We start from the raw sequence: 18,764 nt of genomic DNA on the forward strand, positions 1-18,764 counted from the left end.
GGAGGGGTTTATGGTTGATCCGACAAAAGGTTTTCCGCAAAAGCCTGATTATTGTGCTGCTTATAACCAGCATTCCTACGGCATTGGTGGGCTCGGCCACTTATTCCATCGGGAGGAGCCAGATCGAAGCGGAGGTTAAATGTACACACACCATTCTACTGGAGAAATCCGCGGCTAGAATCGAGGAACAGCTGGCCCGGATTGAGCTTACCGCCACCCAATGGACAATGGACCCTCTATTCGAATCTGCCCGGATGCTGAATCTGAACCTGAAAAGGGATTATACGGAGATCAACGGTCTATACCAGTCTCTGATGGTCATGCGGAATACCAATCCATTAATCGAAAAAATCGAGATCTACATGGCCGAACGTTCGGCTACCATCAATGATTCGGCAGGCATTGTTTATTTGGATGAAAGACAGAACCAGTATCTGAAGTCTCTGATGGAGGGGAACGGCTCCCTGTTTTGGGTGGATGATTATTCCGGCCAACCGGACAAAAAAGACAATACGATTGCCCTTTTCCATGATCTGCCCGGTACCTACGGGAATACCTATGGAGCTTTAATTGTGCATATCAATTCGCGGTCCTTCAAGAAGATGGTGGATGATATGAATGCGGACGGGGACAGTGGAGCCTCCTTTATTATGCGCCGGGACGGCACCATTGTGACAACCGGCATCTCCGGAATGAAGACGGTGACAGAGAAGTCATTGGCTGAGCGTATAAAAAACAACCGAGGTTTGGAAGCGCTTCAAATGAAGGATGCGGGACAAACCTATTCGGTTTCGATACGCACCTTTGTGCGGACGAATCTGTATTGGAATTATGTAACGGCTACCTCCATGGAGAAGCTTACCAAGCCCATCGACATCATGTCCCGTCTGATTCTTGGCATCAGCGCCTCCGGATTGCTTATGGCTGCGCTTCTTTCGTGGCTGGCCTCGTACCGGCTGTACCTGCCCATCCGCCGGCTGCTCCGGTTAATCTCCATGAAGGATATGACTGCGGGGGCTGATGAAGCACGTGATGAGATTGGTGCTATTGAACATCATTGGCGGTATTTGAGCCGGGAAAGCCAGGTGCTGCAGGAGAAATTGGAACGGAATCTCCCTGCATTGAAGGAAGCGTTCCTGCTGCAGCTGCTGCAGGGCCATTTAGTTCACTTTACGGAAGAGGATATTCTTAGAAGGATGGAGCATTTCGATTGGGATTGTGCGGAGTCCCAATTTTTGCTGGCGGTGATCCAGATCCGGGGATTCAGCCAGAATATCAGCAGTTTTACAGAAGGGGACGAACCTCTTGCCGCTTTTGCCGCCCTGAATATTGTGGAAGAGATGACGGCCCGGTGCCAGGGGCGTATCGGGGTGGTGAATTTCCACGATATGACGGTGGGAATATTGTTTGCTTACCGCTTATCCATCCCTCCGGAAAAAATGAAAAGTGAGTTTCTGTCTGTTATCAATGAGTGTGTCAATGGGCTGGGAGCGCTGTTGAAGCTGCATGTTACCGCTACGGTCGGCAAACGGACCCAGTCCGTGAAGGCATTGCATCAAGCCTACCAGTCCGCCAAACAATCGCTGCAGTACCGCGATCTCCATAAGCCCAATCAGATCCTCGACATGGAGGAGCTTCTGCCGCGTAAGGAAGCGGAGTTCAAGTATCCCTTTGATGTGGAAAAAGAGGCCCTTCAAGCCATACGGATGGGAATGCTTCAGGAAGCCATGGAGCTGACGGACCGGTTCTACAAGGAATTGCTCCGGTGCTCCGATAATGAACAGGGTGTGCGGGACGGCATGCAGCAGTTTTTGGGGAGCATCCACCATACCATCTTGGAATCCGGATATAACCCCAGAACCTTGGAGAACGGCACAAGCGCCTTCGGGCTGCTGTTCAATACCAAGGATACGGTAAAATTCCCCCTCCTCTTAAAGGAACATATCATCCGCCCCCACTGCGAACGGATGATGAAGGACCGGGATATCCATTTGAAGCAGCTGGTGGACGGCGTAATCTCGTTTTTGAATGCCGGCTCCTCCAAGGATGTTTCCCTGGAGCTGTGCGCGGAGAAAGCGGGGACAACACCGTATACCCTGAGCCGTGCTTTCAAGCAGGTCATCGGCTCCAACTTTATCGATTATGTGACGGACTTAAAGCTGGAGCAGGCCAAGAAGCTGCTTCTGGAGTCGGATCTCCGCATTCATGAGATTGCGGACCGGGTAGGGTATCAGCCCTCATATTTGATTCGCCAGTTTAAGAAAAGCACGGGATTGACGCCCGGCCAGTACAGGGAGCTGCACACCTAAGCGTTAATTTCCACCCATAATAATTTTATTGTAAAGAGCCGTATGCGCATGGTCGGACCGGTGCAAAAGGTTATGATTGCCGGAAATAACCGGCAGGCTTACATTGTGGACGTGGCGGAAGCAGCCACAAACCATTACCGGACTTATGGGGGAGGACGAAAGAATGAACGTTCAAAGGAAGCTGTCTGTTATGCTGACAGGAGCCTTGGCGCTGGGAGCTGTGCTTTCAGCCTGCGGCAGTGACAGCGGATCGCAAAATCCAGCTGCATCCGGCACGTCAGTACAACAAACCGAGCAAGCCAGTAAGGCACCCGGGAAGCCGACGGAAATCAGTATTATGACCACCTATTACACGCCGGAGCCTCCTGGGGATGACAACGCAGTGCTGAAGGAAATCGAGAAGCGGACGAATACCAAGCTGAAGATCACCTGGGTTTCTCCGAATAACTATAACGATAAAGCCAACGTTACCTTGGCCTCCGGAGATATTCCCGACATGATGCTCATTCTGGATACCTTCCATCCGCAGGTCCGGACCATGACGGCCCAAGGCGCCTTCTGGGATTTCACCGCTATCTATAAGGACTATCCCAATTTGGCCAAATATCCGAAGGATACCTGGAACAATCTGAGACAGGCGGACGGGAAAAATTACGGTGTTCCCCGGGTCCGTCCGGTGGAGGGAGGACTCTTTCCTTATCTCCGCAAGGATTGGCTGGATAAGCTTGGTTTAAAGGCTCCGACGAATATGGATGAGTTGTACACGGTCATGAAAGCCTTTACAGAAAAAGACCCGGACGGCAATGGCAAGGCAGACACCATGGGCTTATCCGGTTATGTGAATATTGACAACATGGGTTATTTGGGATGGGTGCAGGCGGTGTTCAACAAGACCACCGGCGGCTGGAAGCTGGAGAATGGGAAATTATCCAGTGTGGACTTTACCCCCGAAACCAGGGAAGCCCTGCTGTGGCTGAATAAGGCGTACAAGGAGAAGCTGATTCCCGAGGATTTCTCCGTGATGAAGCATACCCAAGCGAAGGATCTGGTTATTTCCGGGAAGGCCGGCGCCTTCGCCGATACGGTAGAAGCGGCATGGGAGCCGACAGCTGCGCTGCGTAAAACCATCCCCGGCGCGGATTACCTTCCGCTTCCCTCCCTGAACGGGTATACCGCCCGGGAAATGGGCTCCTTCGGGATGTATATGATTCCGAAGTCTGTCCCGGAAGCCAAAATGAAGAAGATCCTGGAGTTTCTGGACTTCGGTTCCTCCGATGAAGGCCATGAGCTAGGCAATTATGGGATTAAAGGCACCTATTTTACCTTGGAGGATGGGGTGTACAAAACCACGGAGCAGCAAGCCAAGGAGTCCATCGCCGCATATGGCCAGCTTTTTGCCAAGTACGATAAATACTTCAGGGCTTACCGGTCCGGAATTCCGAAGGATGTATGGGAGCGCAACAAGAAGATTATCGATGAGCGTGAAAAGGTAAGTGTGCCGGATTATGCCATCGGGCTTTTTTCGGAGACCTCGTTGAAGGTTGGGCCTGAGCTGAATAAGAAAACCCAGGATATGAAAACAAAGGTGATCATGGGCAAGGAGCCGATTACCGCCTGGGATGATTATGTCAACAAGCTGAAGACCGATGCCGATTTCGTAAAAATCTCCAATGAGATTAACGAATCGTACAAGAAACGTTCCTCTTAAACCACATTCCTTCTTCTGTTTATGTCATTGCTCCTGCCTGTAGTAAAGGCGTAGATCCACAGGAGCATCTAGCTGAAATATACATCGCCGCGTTGGATTCTATGGTAAAGCTGGATGAAGCCCTGAACCATGAAATAACCAAGACACCCTGAGTTTGGCCGGCATACTGCTTCGGATAGAAGAAGCGGATTTCGTTTCCTCCAAAGAAGTATTATTTGAGGGGTCCAAATATAAATCGGGGCTTGGTGCCATCGGCGTGAAGAGCATTGTACACTTCAAGGATGAGCAGTGGGGAATTAAGGAATCAAAGATGCCGTGGATAAGTTAAGAATACTGTTTATGCTATACTGTGGGTAGAATGATAAAGAGGAGCTGTTGGAGCAGCTCCTCAGTGTGCAGCAACCGCTTGAAAGGCGGTCGGCTTCGGGTGAACTGTCTTAAGAATAGACCGCTACCTTTGGCGAGGGCGGTCTATTTCTTTCAGCAAGGCCAAGATGAACATCAAATTTTGATAGAGCCGCATACAGCGGCTTTTTTTTATTCCCTTCTTGCTTACTCCTCCCCCTCCTCCGCGGGGACCCGGACTGTTGTCACCCTGGAAATGATTGCTCCGCGGAAGCATCTCCCCTGGGCCGCGAACTCGAAGAAGGCCGCCGCCCGGTTGAGAATAACATCGTTGGTGGGGTGGAATTGGACCCGGACGGAGAAAGTAATATTCCTAACGTCTCCGGGCAGTAAATCCCCAAGAAACACACCGACTCTGGGGTCCATTTGGGGAGTGCCGTTAACCCGCAAGCTGCCAGACACAAATTGAAGGGCATCATCCAGCCTATCATATAGAATAACGTTCTCCAGCCGGACTGACCGGGAAATATTCCGTAGTGTAATAGTGTAGGAATAGGTGGAGCCGGTAGCAGTGACCGAGGTACTGGGAATTTTCTCGATACTGACCAGCTGCTCCGTACCTGTCGGAAAAACGGAAACCGTAAGGGGCTGAGTCCGGAATTCTCTGCGCTGCAGGGATTGATCCGCCAGACGGAAGTTCGCTGTGATGGTGCTGATATTGGTTAAGATGTCTCCGCCGGTGATGATCACATCAAAGCGGACCAGCACACCTTCGAACACAGGGATCGGTCCCAAGGGGATGCCTGCTGCGGGAACGGCATCCAGCAGAAGCCTGCGGTTTACTCTCACGGTGCCGGGAATGAAGGAGACACCCTCCGTGGCCATATTCGTTAAGACAGTCTCCACAGAAGGCGCATTGCCGTTGTTAATGATATATACACTGTAGGTGAGCCGTTGTCCAAGGAACACCTGTCTTCGAAAAATACGCTGGACCACGACTAAATTCGGTTGGGGCTGGGGGTTGGGGACCGGAATCCGCACATTGGCCGGCGATACGATGGGTGAAGGAACGCCTGGAATAAGCGGAATGGTTAACCCAAGAAGCGGCGGGAGCGTAACCCCGGGTATCGGGATCTGGCGGTTCAGCACGGTTCTTCCATTGTTCAGTACCATCGGTCCTTGAGAGGCGGAGGTAGCAAGGGGGGTTATGCCGGGCTTAAACACAAGCAGCACGGGTACTCCTTGGCCGAAATTGGGCAAAGCGGTATCATTGGCGAATACAACCCGTTCACCCAAATTGCAGGTTCTGGGCAAGCTCCCCGGACTGACGGTAATGATATTACCCTGATTGACGATCTGTCCTCCGGGAGGCAGGGAGATCACAATTACGTCAAACTGGGCGATGATGGTTTGGCCCGGGTTAATAATTCCCAGCAGCACGTCTTCCCCCAGATCAATGCCCTCGTAGGGGCCGCCATCTACTCTTAACGTGTTGGGCAAATAGATGACACCCCGGGGCAGCCGCTCGCTGAGCACAATATCTGCAGGTGCGTTGCCTGTATTGGTGATGGTAATGGTAAAAGTAATGACATCCCCCAAGTTGGCCTGGGTGAGATTGGCCGTTTTGGTGGCTGTAATTTGAGCTCCCTGAAGTGCGGGGGAAACGGTAGTTGTGGTGCTTGTAGTTGTTGCCGGCACAGGTGTTGTTGTGCTGGTGGTTGTGGTCGTAGGAACTGCGGTAGTGGTTGTGGTGGGAGGAACGGGAGTAGTAGTTGTACTGGTAGTGGTAGTAGTTGTAGTGGGTACCTCAGTAGTCGTGGTGGTAGTGGGTACCGGGGTTGTAGTGCTGGTGGTAGTTGTAGTGGTTTCCGGAACAGGAGTGGTAGTCGTCGTAGTCGTAGTCGTAGTCGTTGTGCTTGTAGTAGTGGTTGTAGTCACATCCGCAGCGAATTCAGGCAAACATCCGGTGAATGGAACATTATGGGCCTCCAGTGATCCAGTAACATTGGTAAGGGAATTGGCGACCAAGGTGCCGTCGATATTCCCGAACCCGATGGCCGACCAATCTGCATTCGGCGCGAGAACCGAGCCTGAAATATTTATATTTTGATTAAAGGCCCTGGAGGCCTGGAAGAAGTTCCAGAGTATGAGGGTAGCATCCGCTCTGGTGGCGGTGATGCCGTTGCGGAAAATGGCGTAGCTTCCAAAGCCGATATTGTTGCCGCCCACATTAATGAGGATCGTGGACCCTGCAGGTGCAACAATGTTAATGCCGTTGGCATTGTCCAGAGTCAAACCTTCGCCGTCCACATTGTTCCCGTTAATGGTGAACACATTCAGATCCGGCGCAACACCCGTCAAAACAATTTGCCCGAAATTGTTTGCTACTGTCCCGTTGGGGCTTATTGCGGCCAAGTTGATGGCTGTTTCGGTCAAACTGCGCTCAGCTGCTTCAAAATCGATGGGTGTTCCACGGAGCGGCTGGTCCGGAACACGGTTATTGTTGGTCATGGTGTAAGCGATGATCGTACTGTCCGGGTAAATCACCGTATTCCCGGCGAAGTTTGTGCCTCCGATTATATTTACGTTACCCTGGATAATCAGATCCGGTCTGGTTGTGGATACAGGCAGGGTATCACCCACCCCATAGTTCGCATAGGTTGCTGTTCCGCCTACTGCTACGCGACCCTCCGAGTCCACGGATGATTGCGTATGATCATTAAAAATAAATAAATTAAAATCATTTGCAATGCCCAAATTTCCACACGCCATTCGGCATCCTCCCAATCATTCGAAGATCAATGCTACATCATATAGGGTCACATGAGAAAATATGTATTTCAAGGCTCGGCCCCGCATATAAAATAAAGCCTCTGTATGAGATTACACGTAAGGATGGGGAGCCTGTGAAAGTAGCCCTTTTAACCATGTTCAATGGTTTATCCAAGACTTATTCATTGGTGAATGTTGTGGAGGAACAGGTGGGCATGCTGCTTCGGGCCGGGATGGAAGTGAAGCTCCTGGTCAGCCAGGATTGTCCGCAGGAGGACCGTTACGGGATTTATCGGGATGAGCGCATTCAATGGGTGAAAGTGGTCAACCGGTTTGAAGGAGAGCAAATCCATTGGCGGGATTATTCCATTGCCGCAGGAGCTGTGCATGACACTTTTTTTGCTGAGGCGGATACCGTTGCCGGGGACTACATCCGTCATTTAGAGGATGTGGATGTTTGCATCCTGCATGATATTCTATACCAAGGCTGGCACCTGGTGCACAATGTGGCCATCCGGAAAGCCCAGCCTTATTTGCCGCATGTGAAATTCCTGGCCTTCACCCATTCCCTGCCGGTGAACCGGCCGCTGGAAACACATTGGCCCTTTTCCGCCAGATTCACCCCTATGCCAAATACTACATTCATCTATCCAACGGAGGCCGGTCTGGAGGCACTGTCCCTCCAATACAATACCGGGACCGAAAACTGCCGGCATATCAGCAACAGCTTCGATCTGTTGGCGGAAGCAAGCGGGGACGTAAAATTACTGGCGGGGATAATAGATCTGCTTTCGCCGGATATTCTGATCATTTATCCCGGACGTCTCTCGTCAGGTAAGCAATTCGAGAAAGCGGCGGCTCTTGCAGGCGCCGTCCACACGGTATCCGGCTGGTCTGTCCGCTTGATCTGCTGTGACTTCCCGGCGTTGGATACAAACTCCGACCGGTACAAAGCCATCATCCGGGAGAAGGGGCGGGAGCAGGGTTTGCCTGAAGGGGACATCCTATTTACCTCCGACTTGGGGTGGAGCGACGGCTTTCCCCATAGGGGAGTGGTGGAGTTATTCCGGCTCAGCAATCTGTTTATTTGCTCATCCTTTTCGGAATCCTTCGGCTTAATTGTGCTGGAGGCAGCCAGCGGCGGGAATTTTCTCGTTCTGAATCAGGCGGTTCCCGCCTTGGAGGAGCTTGGCAATCGGCTTGGGGCTTATTTTATGCGCTGGAATGCCCGTAATATGGGGTATGATACGAGGGAGAGCTATTATCCGTCCGAAACGGACTATCTGAAGGAGCATGCCGGGCATATTGTGGAACGAATGAAGCAGAACCCGGTGCTGCATGCAAAAACTCTGGTGCGCCAGCGCTACAGTCCGGAGTCGATCTGGCGGAACCAGTTGGGGCCTCTTATTTGCGGCCTCGCCGATGGATGCTAATGAAAGCGGCAGCCCGGGATTATCCGTCCGGAGCTGCCGCTTTTTTGCTATTTTAGAATCCCGAGGTGTATTGTCGTGGAGGATTGACCGGCTGCTTCAGCACAGCTGCCGCTTCCAGCGCCCAGTGGGGATTTCTCAGCATACCCCGGCCTACAGCCACCAGATCTGCCTCCTCATTGCCGATGACGGCATTTGCCAGAATAGGGTCATCCAGCCTTCCAACCGCGATTACCGGAACCTCCACTGCTTTTTTGATTTCTCTGGCAAAAGAAACCTGGTATGCCGCGTGGGAGCCCGGCTTTTCAAACACACCAAGTGGGCCTTCCCCGCCTGTGGAGATGTGAAGGATGTCCACACCTGCTTCTTTGAATGCCTTAGAGAAAACAATGCTTTCCTGTAGCCCGTATCCGCCCTCCATATATTCCCGGGCAGAAATCCGCATGATTAAAGGCATGTCGTTAGGCATTTCCGCTTTGGCTGCTTCTATAATCTCCCGGCCGAACAGGGTGCGGTCCTGGCCGTACTCATCTTCTCTTTTATTGGTGATGGGGGATAGAAACTGGTGGATCAAATATCCGTGGGCGCCATGAAGCTCGATGGCATCGAATCCGGCTTTCACAGCGCGCTGTACCGCCTGCCGGAACTTTTCCACCATCTCTTGAACCTCAGCCGTGGACAAGGCCCGGGGTGTTTTGGATTTTTCGTCATAAGGGATTTCAGAAGGAGCTACGGGTACAGTAGCGTCTACAGCCTTCCGTCCCGCATGGGCGATCTGGATGGCGACCTTCGCGCCGTAGGTATGGCAGGCATCTACAATCCGCTTCAGGGCAGGAATTTGCTCATCCGACCATAACCCGAGATCATAATCCGTGATCCGTCCATCCGGTTCCACATTGGTCATTTCGATGATGATCAGACCCGCTCCGCCGATAGCTCTGCTCACATAGTGCACAAAATGCCAGTCCGTTGCCGCTCCATCCTTGCCCGCTGCAGAAAATTGACACATGGGAGGCATTACGATCCGGTTTTTTAACTCGAGGCTTTTCAAGCTGTAAGTGCTCAATAAATGTGTCATGTTCTTCCCTCCTAAATTTATTATAGTAGTTTATCTTCTTAAAGTTAAGTATGCACCTTTTTTTAATTCGTGGGCTGTGACCCAACACACTCCATAACGGCATTCGTACTATAAAGGGAGCTAAGAGGAGGTGTTTTTTCATTTGGATTCATTATATTCCAAAAAATGCCGTTGTAAAAGAAAGCATCATGAACACTGCCATAAAAAAAGAAAACGGAAATTGTACAAACTAGTGAAAAAGACCGTTCATGTCACTTGTCCTCCCCCGGAAATAAATGTGATGGCTCCTATGGGACCGGCAGGTCCGACGGGGGCAACGGGTTCCGTGGGGCCTGCCGGGCCGCGTGGGCCCCAGGGATTTCAAGGCTTCCAAGGGATTCAAGGGGAACAAGGGATTCAAGGCGATCCGGGCGCAATAGGACCGGCAGGGCCTGGAGGGGCTACAGGCGCAACCGGTGCAACGGGAGCGCTTGGGCCAACAGGGCCTTCAGGAGGTCCTGTTGGCCCAACTGGCAGCACTGGAGCAACGGGAGCGACAGGAGCGGCGGGGCCGGCAGGTGCATTGGGCGCCACCGGGCCTTCAGGAGCAACAGGGCTGGCGGGTGCGCTGGGTGCCACCGGGCCGACAGGAGCAACGGGGCTGGCGGGTGCGCTGGGTGCCACCGGGGCGACGGGAGCAACGGGAGATGCAGGTGCGCTGGGCGCCACTGGGCCGACAGGAGCAACGGGGCTGGCAGGAGCACTGGGTGCCACCGGGGCGACGGGAGCAACGGGAGACGCAGGTGCATTGGGTGCCACCGGGGCGACAGGAGCAACGGGAGATGCAGGTGCGCTGGGCGCCACCGGGCCGACAGGAGCAACGGGGCTGGCAGGCGCACTGGGTGCCACCGGGGCAACGGGAGCAACGGGGCTGGCAGGCGCACTGGGTGCCACCGGGGCGACGGGAGCAACGGGGCTGGCAGGCGCACTGGGTGCCACCGGGCCCACAGGTCCAACCGGGGTGACACCGACTACATCTACCAAGGTTATATTGTTTGGCGGTACCAATGCGGGATTCCAGCGGATTGCCGGTTCCCCGGGAGCAGTCTCCAATGTGATTCCCTATGTTGTGGCTGGAACAACCGGCTCCGTGGTAGGGTTGTCCGGTTCCATAAATATTAATAATCTGCCTGCTGGGACCTATTTATATCAAATCTGCAGAAACGTGGATAATAATCTGGTCTCACCGCCTGCGGGAGACGTTATCTCCACCATTACAATAGTTACTACTGCTATTATTACGGGGACTATTGCATTCTCAAGCAGACCCTCTGATGGGGAAGGAGTGCCTACAAACAATGTGCTGGTTTCCAACAATGGTCCGTATACTTTGGCTCCGGCCACTATTTCATGGACCAGCACTGTTCCTGGGAATCCTGTTGTCCGTGATAATGCCGTTTCTCTTTTCTCCAATCCCAACATTACCCAAAGTGCAGTGTATGCTGTTTATTTGAATACTTCTATTTGACGTGCTCACAACGGAGGCTAAGGTTTGTCCGGAAGGCAAAAAAGCAGCGGCAGCCAGGGTTATGGACCACCCAGGACTGCCGCTGTATTAAGTTGGCGTGAGCTCTTTTCTATGTCTTGTTCACCCGTTTCGTTTGACCGTTTTGTTCCAACGGTATAAATATTCGTACACGATTTTACCTGTTTCCCAATCCAGCTTGTAATGTTTGCCATTAGAGAGAATGAGTGCCGCATTGCCGATTTTGATAGCAGCAAGAGTGACTCCCGGTGTGCCGTTCGCCGAATCATCTACCTTGGATTTCCACAACAGATTATGCTCCTTCAGGGAGACGAGGGAAATGGTCCATGTTTTTTCATTCCGCTTCTCATGGTAGCCGACAAGTGCGGTCGTGCCGCCTGAGTCGGCATGCAGCAGAACCGTTTCCAGAAGATCGGGGTACAGCTTCTTTAATTGGTCACCGACGGCCTGGACCTCTTCGGCGGATATCCCTATGGCTATTTTATTGGCAGAGAATGGTTTGAGGAATTCTTTATATTCCGGCGATGCCGTCGCCTTCCTTCCGGCAAAATCCACCTTGTAATAGCTGCCATCCAGTGCATACAGGTACAATTCGTCTGGCGAGGCCGCATGGTAATCCGTGAAGGAGTAGCTCAGATTATCCGCCAGATCGGGAAATTCTGCAACCAGCTCCTTTTCCGACAATGCGGTTTTACCTGTTAGCGGATCAATGAATTGCACTTTCTTCTTCTTGGGGTTTACGGTAAGAATACCTTGGCTTGTATGGCCAATTACATACTCCTGCCAATAGGATTTCCGTTGCCAGGCGGTTTGCCCCGTGTTGACATCCACCGCTATCAGCTCGAAGTGTGAGATGCTTGTGGAAATCCCGTTGGAGTGGCCGTTGGGGATCCTCATGCGCATTTTGCTGATGAATAGCGGATGCTCCGCCTCTCCTGCTATCAGAGCGGGAGAGTCCAACTCGAGGCTTACCGATCTGCCCGCGGCATTAAAGACCACTAGAAAAAAGCTGCCTGCCAAGAACTCAATTAGCAGTACGACTCCGATTGTGGCGGCCAGGCTTTTCCCGTGCAGCGGAATGTTTCTCCGCTTCCGCCTTATCTGAAGGCGCAAAATGAGAAGCAGGCTGGCAAGAATGACGGCGTAGATGATATAAAGCGCCAGATCCAAGTTGAACCAGCCCACAGGCCTCCAATTTTCCAAAAGGTTCACCATCATCATTGTTCCGGAAATCATCATGCTTCCTCCCTCCTGATGTGTGCAATTCCCTGTATCTTGAAGTCCTTATGGTTGAAAGTCTACCATATCCAATTCCTGTTAACCAATAAACTGGAGATTCTAAATATCCAGAGCGCCAGCTAAAAAGAGGACAACGAACAGAAACTTCAACTTGGGATAAGCCTATGCGGGAAAATCCGACTTCCTGCGCTAATTTCCCAGGAAATGACCACAAAACAACCGCCCGGTGTCCGCCAAACACGAATTTTTGATTAAAAGCATTTCTTCTATTGCAAACTGCTTTGGAAGGGATTATCTTGAATGGGAAAACCTTTTTGCTTCCGCTATGCAACAATTTGACAATGACAGTCCGTCTATAGCAATGTATAGTTAGAATCATCCTATTCTATTTTCTTTTTATGGAGGTATCATGAAAAAAATAGTAGCTTTGCTTGCAACCGGTACGATGGCAGTTTCTTTCTACACAGGCGCTGCGCTTACACAGCCTGTTGGAACATCCTTCGCGGCAACACTTACAGCTGAGAGCTTTAAAGATCTGCAGAATGTTGATCCTGCTTTGAAGGCCAAGGTAGATGCTATGTTGGCTGCCAATATTTTTGAGGGTGTGTCCAGCGATACCTTCGGCATTGATCAGAATATGACCCGGGCTCAATTTGCCAAGGTAGCAGTACTTCTGTATAAGCTACCTTTGGATACATCCGTAACTGCTTCGGGCTTCTCCGATGTCCGTGCGGAGGATCCCGCCAACGGCTGGGCCATCCCTTATGTTGAAGCAGCCCGTAAGGCAGGATTGATTGACGGTGTAACGGATACGACCTTCGCTCCCGGTGAACAGGTAACGGCAGGCCAATTGGATACTATTCTGCTGAGAGGGCTTGGCAAATCCGTGAATACCACAGGAGCCGTATGGTATGCCGATGCGGTGAAGCAAGCCGGTGAGTTGGGCTTCCATCCGGCGGGCAAGGCTGGCGATGCTGCGGCTAATCGCGCTGATCTGGTTACCAGCTCCTACACCGTGAAGCAGCTGGTGGACAAGCCGGTAACTCCTCCCGTGGCAGCTCCTGTGTCTGTGGTTTCGGCTCAGCCGGCAAGCGATAACCTGAAGGTACAGGTGACCTTCGATGCGGCTGTGGATACAGCCAAGGCTACACTTTCGCTGAATAAAGGCACCGCGGCGGTTTCTGTTGAGACCCAATGGTCAGCCGACAAGAAAACTGCTACCCTGACAGCAGGCTCCGCTCTGACGGCCGGTGATTACACCGTTACCTTGGGTGGGCTCGAGGCTTCGCAAATCAAGAAGGCGACGGCAGCGTTTACCATCCAGCCGTCCGTATCCTTCGGTTCGGTTACCATTGGGAACCTGACGTACAGCATTCCGCAAGCATACGAACTGGCGAATGTGGTAGACAGCGGTGTAACTGAAGCTGCCACCGGCGCCAATGGGCTGGAGACACGGGCGAACGCAGAGGATCCCACAGTCAGCAAGCTGGCCAAGGAAATCAAGATTAAGCTGACCTCCGGTGGAGATGAGGTTGCCACCCCCGGAATTATCCAAAGCGTGGTTTCCTCCGATGCCAGCATTGTCAAAACTGGAGTGTCCGCCGATCACCGCGGATACGCGCTTGGCCTGAAAACCGGAACCGCAACCCTGACCCTTACCTTCCAAGCGGCAAACGGAGACACTAAGGTAATTCAAACTACCGTAACCGTGAAGGGTGACCGTGTAGCTGCGGCAACCGTAAAAGCCGAAGATTCTACTTACAAGCACACACTTTCGGGTTCCACTTACTTCGATGCCTTTGAAGCCATGGGGTTGACCGTTACGGACAACTACGGCACAAAATACGAGAAGGGCGAAATTAAGAAATATAACTTTGTCCTTGGAACCATGTTTACCGTGACTGCTGTTGAAGGCGGCGGCAGTGTTACTGTCAGCCAGGACGGAACCGTCACCTTGACCGGGACTGTTACCTCCTTTGAGCTGAATGCCATCCTGTTTAACGGCGAACGGGCTACCACCTACGTGACCGTAAATTAATCAATAGAAAAACAGCTCTTGCGGGAGAAGAATCCCCAGCAGGAGCTGTTTTTTTGTACGGCAATTTTGCGGTCAGTAGCTAATGATAACCATCTGCGCAATGTCCACATAATCCACCTTTGCGCCAAGCACTTCGGAGAGGAGCCTCACGGGAATAATGGTGGAATCATTATCCAGAATCGCTGGAGAATCCGTCTCCACCTCCACGCCATTCAGCGCATAAGCATGTTTGGTGGTATAGAGGGTGACAACCCGGTCTTGTTTGGTGTAAACCGCTGCCTTCTGTTCATCATCCCATGTTACGGATGCCCCGAGTGCCTTGGCTAAATCCCGTATCCAAAGATAAGAGCTTCCGTCCTTAATAATGGGCTTTTGCTTCATCGGCACCCGGATATCATCCAAGATAAAGCCATCGTCAGTCAGACCGAAGGACACCATATGCTTCAACTCGCCGGTAGGATTCATTTTCCTCACATACGCGGCGGAATCCTTATGGAGCTTCGTCTTGCCCAGATAATCCACGGGCTCCGTACGAAAATTCCACTTTTTTTCATAGATTTTGGGTTGATTGTCTTCAATGACGGATAATTTCACATAGGCGGTGTAGATCGTATCCGGGGCGAGAGGTTTGGCCGGGATAAGCATAACCTCATTCTGCATATGGTCATCGTCTGCCGGTGTATTCAATAACAGGTCCAGTTGTTTGCCGGTGCTGTCTGTTAGCTTGGATTCTACTAATTTCACGTCTCTTACGAACCTTCCTGATAGTTGGGCCATAATCGGGTAGCCGACCGGATATTTGGCGCCGGTATGCTTCCGGATCGGATCGGGGATCTCATGGCCGTCAAAATCAACGGGAACATAAGGGTCACCTGGGGCCGGAGAGACAACGAGCTGCGAGTCCCATTCATTCGTTAAGCCAAACTCAATTACCGTATAGCCGCCTTGTTTGTCCAGACCAATCTCAACGGCATCAAGGGTTAAGAACGGCATCCGGTGGTAAGGGGCATCAAAGAGGCTGTCGATAGCATGGGTAATGTTTGCTTGCGGGCTTCCGTTGTAAGACACATCCTCCGAGAAGTTCCCGGCATACCCGGCATACATACCGCGCTCATACAGCTTGCTGCCGATATAACCGGGTAGCTTGCTATCTTCTTCGTGCATGGAGGCTTCAGTCTGGGCGACCTTGTTCGTATTCAGATATTGGGCGTGGAGCTTGGCCGCGTAGGTCAGATTCTTATTGAAGGCAAGAGGCTTTAGTCCGTGGACCGCCCGGTAATCATTAATGGCCTTGATGCCTTCGGCTTGTTCGGTTGTAGGTGTTGAAGGCGGGTCAGAAACAGCTTTTTCGTCAACCCGGAAGGTCCAGCTTTTCTCAAGCGGAAGGTAATCGGTATCCTTCAGCTCCAACACAATATCTACGGTATGCTCTCCCGGCTGCAGATCCTCTGTGGGCGTATAGGACAGCACCATTCTGCCCAAGCTCCATTGGGCATCCACCTTGACCTTGTCGATTTTCATGGTAAAGCTTTTAATATCCGGCGTGATATCGCTGGACATAAACTCAAAAACGATGGTTGGTTTTTTTAAACCAACTTTCCCTTTGGGATACCAGTAGGAAGAGTAGGATGCCGCCTCGGCTTTTGGCTGAGCGATCATGAAACAAGGTAGTACCACCAAAAGACAAAGCAAAACTTGCATAAGCTTCTTCGTGTAACGCATCGACGATTTCCCTCCTGCATGTGCCAACATATCAGATTCTACATTTTTTTAGCCCTGCCAAAATTTAATATTCTCTGTTCTTCGACAATTTCCTTTTTTTATCGTCAATTCCAGTTAATAATGCTAGGGAGCATTCAGGTATTTTAATATTTTTATATAAGATTGAATATTATTACATTGTATGATGTAATGGAAGCGTATACAATTGAATAATAATCATTTGATGACGACTTAAAACCAGTGGTGAAAATCCTTGAAGCATCCTTATAAGAAGAGTCTGGCGATCATTCTCACCATTTCCAGCATTCCCGGCTTTATTATTGCCGCCTTGGTGTATTGGATGGGAGGCAGCCGTCTGGAAAGCGAGCTGCTTCATCTCCATCAGCTGCAGATTGAACAGGGCGCCCGCAATATGGACCAGCAGCTGACCAATCTGGAGGTGATGCTGTCCCACTGGGCTTCCGACAACCAGTTCGATTACACCCTGGCGGAAGTGGATTTCCACAAAAATTATGACCGGGTGAGGGATATCACCCAGACCCTTCTGGTGATGGAGGGGTCCAATACCTTGACCAAACGGGTAGAGCTGAGTTTGGTTAAGCCGGCGGCTGTTCTGTTCGATCCCCAATATTCTCCCATTAGCGATGATACGTATAAGCGGGTTTATGAAAACCTGCTGAAGACGGACAAACTTTCCTACTGGACCCAGTGGGCGTTCGACCCCGATCATCCGGGAGAAAAGGACCTTACTCTTGTGCAGCATATTCCCGGAGGAAGCTCCCAGCCCTTCGGCGCCTTATTGCTGCGGCTGGATTCGGACAAAATCGCCAGCACGCTGAAATCGCTGATGCCCTATAACGAAGAGGAAAGCTTTCTGATCCAGGATTCGGGAGATCTTTATTTTTCGGCCAGCGGGGCGAGTGCGGAGGCTCCACTGGTGAAGGCGCTGCGGGAGAAAATCGGGGAGGAGCCATCCAAACGGTCTTTTTTCTACGATTGGCAGGGTGTCACCTATACGGTGTCCTACGGGACCTTCAGCAGAATCGCGTCCAACTGGACCTATGTTTCGGCCTCGCCTGTCCCAAGCATTACCTTGCCCGTTCTGTTTATCTCCAAGCTTATCTTCCTGCTCAGCATCATTGCTCTGGTGTTGGCAGGGCTGCTTTCCTGGTTTGCCTCTCACCGCATCTATTCTCCTGTGAAACGTCTGGCCCGGCATCTGGCGGGAGACCAGCATATGTCCTATAACAAGGAGGATGAATTCGCGGTTATTGAAAAAAGGTGGAGTCTGCTCCATGAACAAAGCGACGAGATGCGCAGCCGGTTATCCGGCCAGCTGCCTCATGTCAGGGAGAGCTTCCTGCGCCAGCTGATTCAGGGCTATTATTATGCATATTCGGAGGACGACCTGAAGCGCCGTATGGAGAGCTTCAAGTGGGAAATCCGCGACAGGCAATTTGTTGTGTTCTATATGCAGCTGACGGGAAATACGAACGGTGAGGGCAAATTCAAGTTTGGCGATGAAGGGCTGGCAACCTTCGCTGCTGTGAACATCATCAGTGAGTTGGCGGGGAAGCATTTTGAACAGCATAATGCCGTTAACTTCCATAATCTCAAAGCCGCGCTTCTTATATTGGCGCCCCATCATGAGCCATTGACCGGCAAGCTCCAGGCTTTTTCGGAGGAGCTGACCCAAACATTCAACCAGGTTCTGAATATGCATGTGACTATGGTAGTAAGCCAGCCCGTCAGCTGGATTACGGAGATTCCAACAGCCTTCGAGGGAGCCCGGCAGTTGGCGGCCTTCCGCAATATCTTAAGCGGCAACCAGGTTATCTATATGGATGGCCGGACGGGTACCCCGGCGGATGACGAGGTTCAATACCCGCTGGTCCTCGAGAAAGAGCTGATCCAGGCGCTGCAGAGCGGACAGGAGGAGCTTACCTGTGAGCTTCTGGAATCCTTTTTGACGGCGCTTACGATGGAGGGGGCTAAGGAAATTGAGGTACAGCTAGGCATGCTGCAGCTGCTGGGAAGCATCCAGCATGCAGTAATGGCATCAGGGATCCAACCCAGCCGGTTGTTCAAAGGGGTGAATCTATATGAATCCCTGTCCCAAATCCGTGAGCCCCGACTTATGCTGGAATGGTTCCGGGAGAAAATCGTAAAGCCGTATCTGCAAGAAATTGTGCGGCGGACGGATGTCCAGACCAAACGGGCTGCAGAGCAAGCTGTGGACTATATCCGGCAGTATTACATGAAGGATATTTCACCGGAAAGCTGTGCAGAGCACACGGGCACCACGCTTTTCTTCCTGAGCAGAGCCTTCAAGCAGGTAACGGGCAAATATTTTTTGGATTATCTGATGGAGGTCCGGATGAATAAGGCCAAGGAACTGCTTCGGGATACGGATCTTCTGATCAGCGAGGTGGCGGAGCAATCGGGCTTCCAGCACAGCAACTTCCACCGGATATTCAAGAAAATGGAGGGGATGAATCCCACCCAGTACAAGGAATTCAGCCGCGGGAAGGCTTTGGAGGCGGACGAATAGACTGCCCGATAAAGCAGAAGGGGATGTGCGGATCGCACATCCCCTTT

At 51.7% G+C, this 18,764-nt stretch carries 10 protein-coding genes; 6 read left to right on the forward strand and 4 right to left on the reverse strand.

Annotated features, from left to right (window positions below; translation table 11 throughout):
* The first annotated feature begins 14 nt into the window (after positions 1-14).
* Both ACI1P1_RS21885 and ACI1P1_RS21890 read left to right on the forward strand, forming a co-directional pair.
* Positions 15-2,309 (forward strand): helix-turn-helix domain-containing protein, encoded by a 2,295-nt coding sequence (locus ACI1P1_RS21885; protein ID WP_416218571.1) that lies wholly within the window; start codon positions 15-17, stop codon positions 2,307-2,309.
* A gap of 163 nt (positions 2,310-2,472) precedes the next feature.
* Complete coding sequence (locus ACI1P1_RS21890; protein WP_416218572.1) at positions 2,473-4,017, forward strand: extracellular solute-binding protein; 1,545 nt, start codon at positions 2,473-2,475, stop codon at positions 4,015-4,017.
* Positions 4,018-4,569: 552 nt separating this feature from the next.
* On the opposite strand, the gene ACI1P1_RS21895 is transcribed toward ACI1P1_RS21890, so the two are convergent.
* Complete coding sequence (locus ACI1P1_RS21895) at positions 4,570-7,134, reverse strand: choice-of-anchor A family protein (protein WP_416218573.1); 2,565 nt, start codon at positions 7,132-7,134, stop codon at positions 4,570-4,572.
* Positions 7,135-7,268: 134 nt separating this feature from the next.
* Here ACI1P1_RS21895 and ACI1P1_RS21900 point away from each other — a divergent pair, with 134 nt between their 5' ends.
* On the forward strand, positions 7,269-8,567 hold the full coding sequence (locus tag ACI1P1_RS21900) for a glycosyltransferase family protein (protein ID WP_416218574.1): 1,299 nt from the start codon (positions 7,269-7,271) through the stop codon (positions 8,565-8,567).
* A gap of 52 nt (positions 8,568-8,619) precedes the next feature.
* Here the strand turns inward: ACI1P1_RS21900 and ACI1P1_RS21905 are convergent, their stop codons facing one another.
* Positions 8,620-9,642, reverse strand: coding sequence for an NADH:flavin oxidoreductase/NADH oxidase (locus ACI1P1_RS21905; protein WP_416218575.1), 1,023 nt, complete (start codon positions 9,640-9,642; stop codon positions 8,620-8,622).
* A gap of 280 nt (positions 9,643-9,922) precedes the next feature.
* On the opposite strand from ACI1P1_RS21905, the gene ACI1P1_RS21910 reads away from it, so the two are divergent.
* On the forward strand, positions 9,923-11,149 hold the full coding sequence (locus tag ACI1P1_RS21910) for a collagen-like domain-containing protein (RefSeq protein WP_416218576.1): 1,227 nt from the start codon (positions 9,923-9,925) through the stop codon (positions 11,147-11,149).
* A gap of 120 nt (positions 11,150-11,269) precedes the next feature.
* Here ACI1P1_RS21910 and ACI1P1_RS21915 read toward each other — a convergent pair whose 3' ends face one another.
* The gene (locus ACI1P1_RS21915) at positions 11,270-12,406 is read right to left on the reverse strand and encodes a PA2928 family protein (protein ID WP_416218577.1); all 1,137 of its coding nucleotides are present in this window, start codon (positions 12,404-12,406) and stop codon (positions 11,270-11,272) included.
* Positions 12,407-12,815: 409 nt separating this feature from the next.
* On the opposite strand from ACI1P1_RS21915, the gene ACI1P1_RS21920 reads away from it, so the two are divergent.
* Positions 12,816-14,444 (forward strand): S-layer homology domain-containing protein, encoded by a 1,629-nt coding sequence (locus tag ACI1P1_RS21920; protein WP_416218578.1) that lies wholly within the window; start codon positions 12,816-12,818, stop codon positions 14,442-14,444.
* Positions 14,445-14,516: 72 nt separating this feature from the next.
* Here ACI1P1_RS21920 and ACI1P1_RS21925 read toward each other — a convergent pair whose 3' ends face one another.
* Positions 14,517-16,103 carry a stalk domain-containing protein gene (locus ACI1P1_RS21925; RefSeq protein WP_416218579.1) on the reverse strand — a complete coding sequence of 529 codons (1,587 nt, stop codon included), beginning with the start codon at positions 16,101-16,103 and terminating at the stop codon, positions 14,517-14,519.
* A 316-nt stretch (positions 16,104-16,419) separates the two neighbouring features.
* On the opposite strand from ACI1P1_RS21925, the gene ACI1P1_RS21930 reads away from it, so the two are divergent.
* Entirely contained in the window at positions 16,420-18,717 is a 2,298-nt protein-coding gene (locus ACI1P1_RS21930) for a helix-turn-helix domain-containing protein (protein ID WP_416218580.1), read from the forward strand.
* Positions 18,718-18,764 lie beyond the last annotated feature (47 nt).

The sequence above is a fragment of the Paenibacillus mesotrionivorans genome (assembly GCF_046098205.1).
GTDB lineage: Bacteria > Bacillota > Bacilli > Paenibacillales > NBRC-103111 > Paenibacillus_AR > Paenibacillus_AR mesotrionivorans.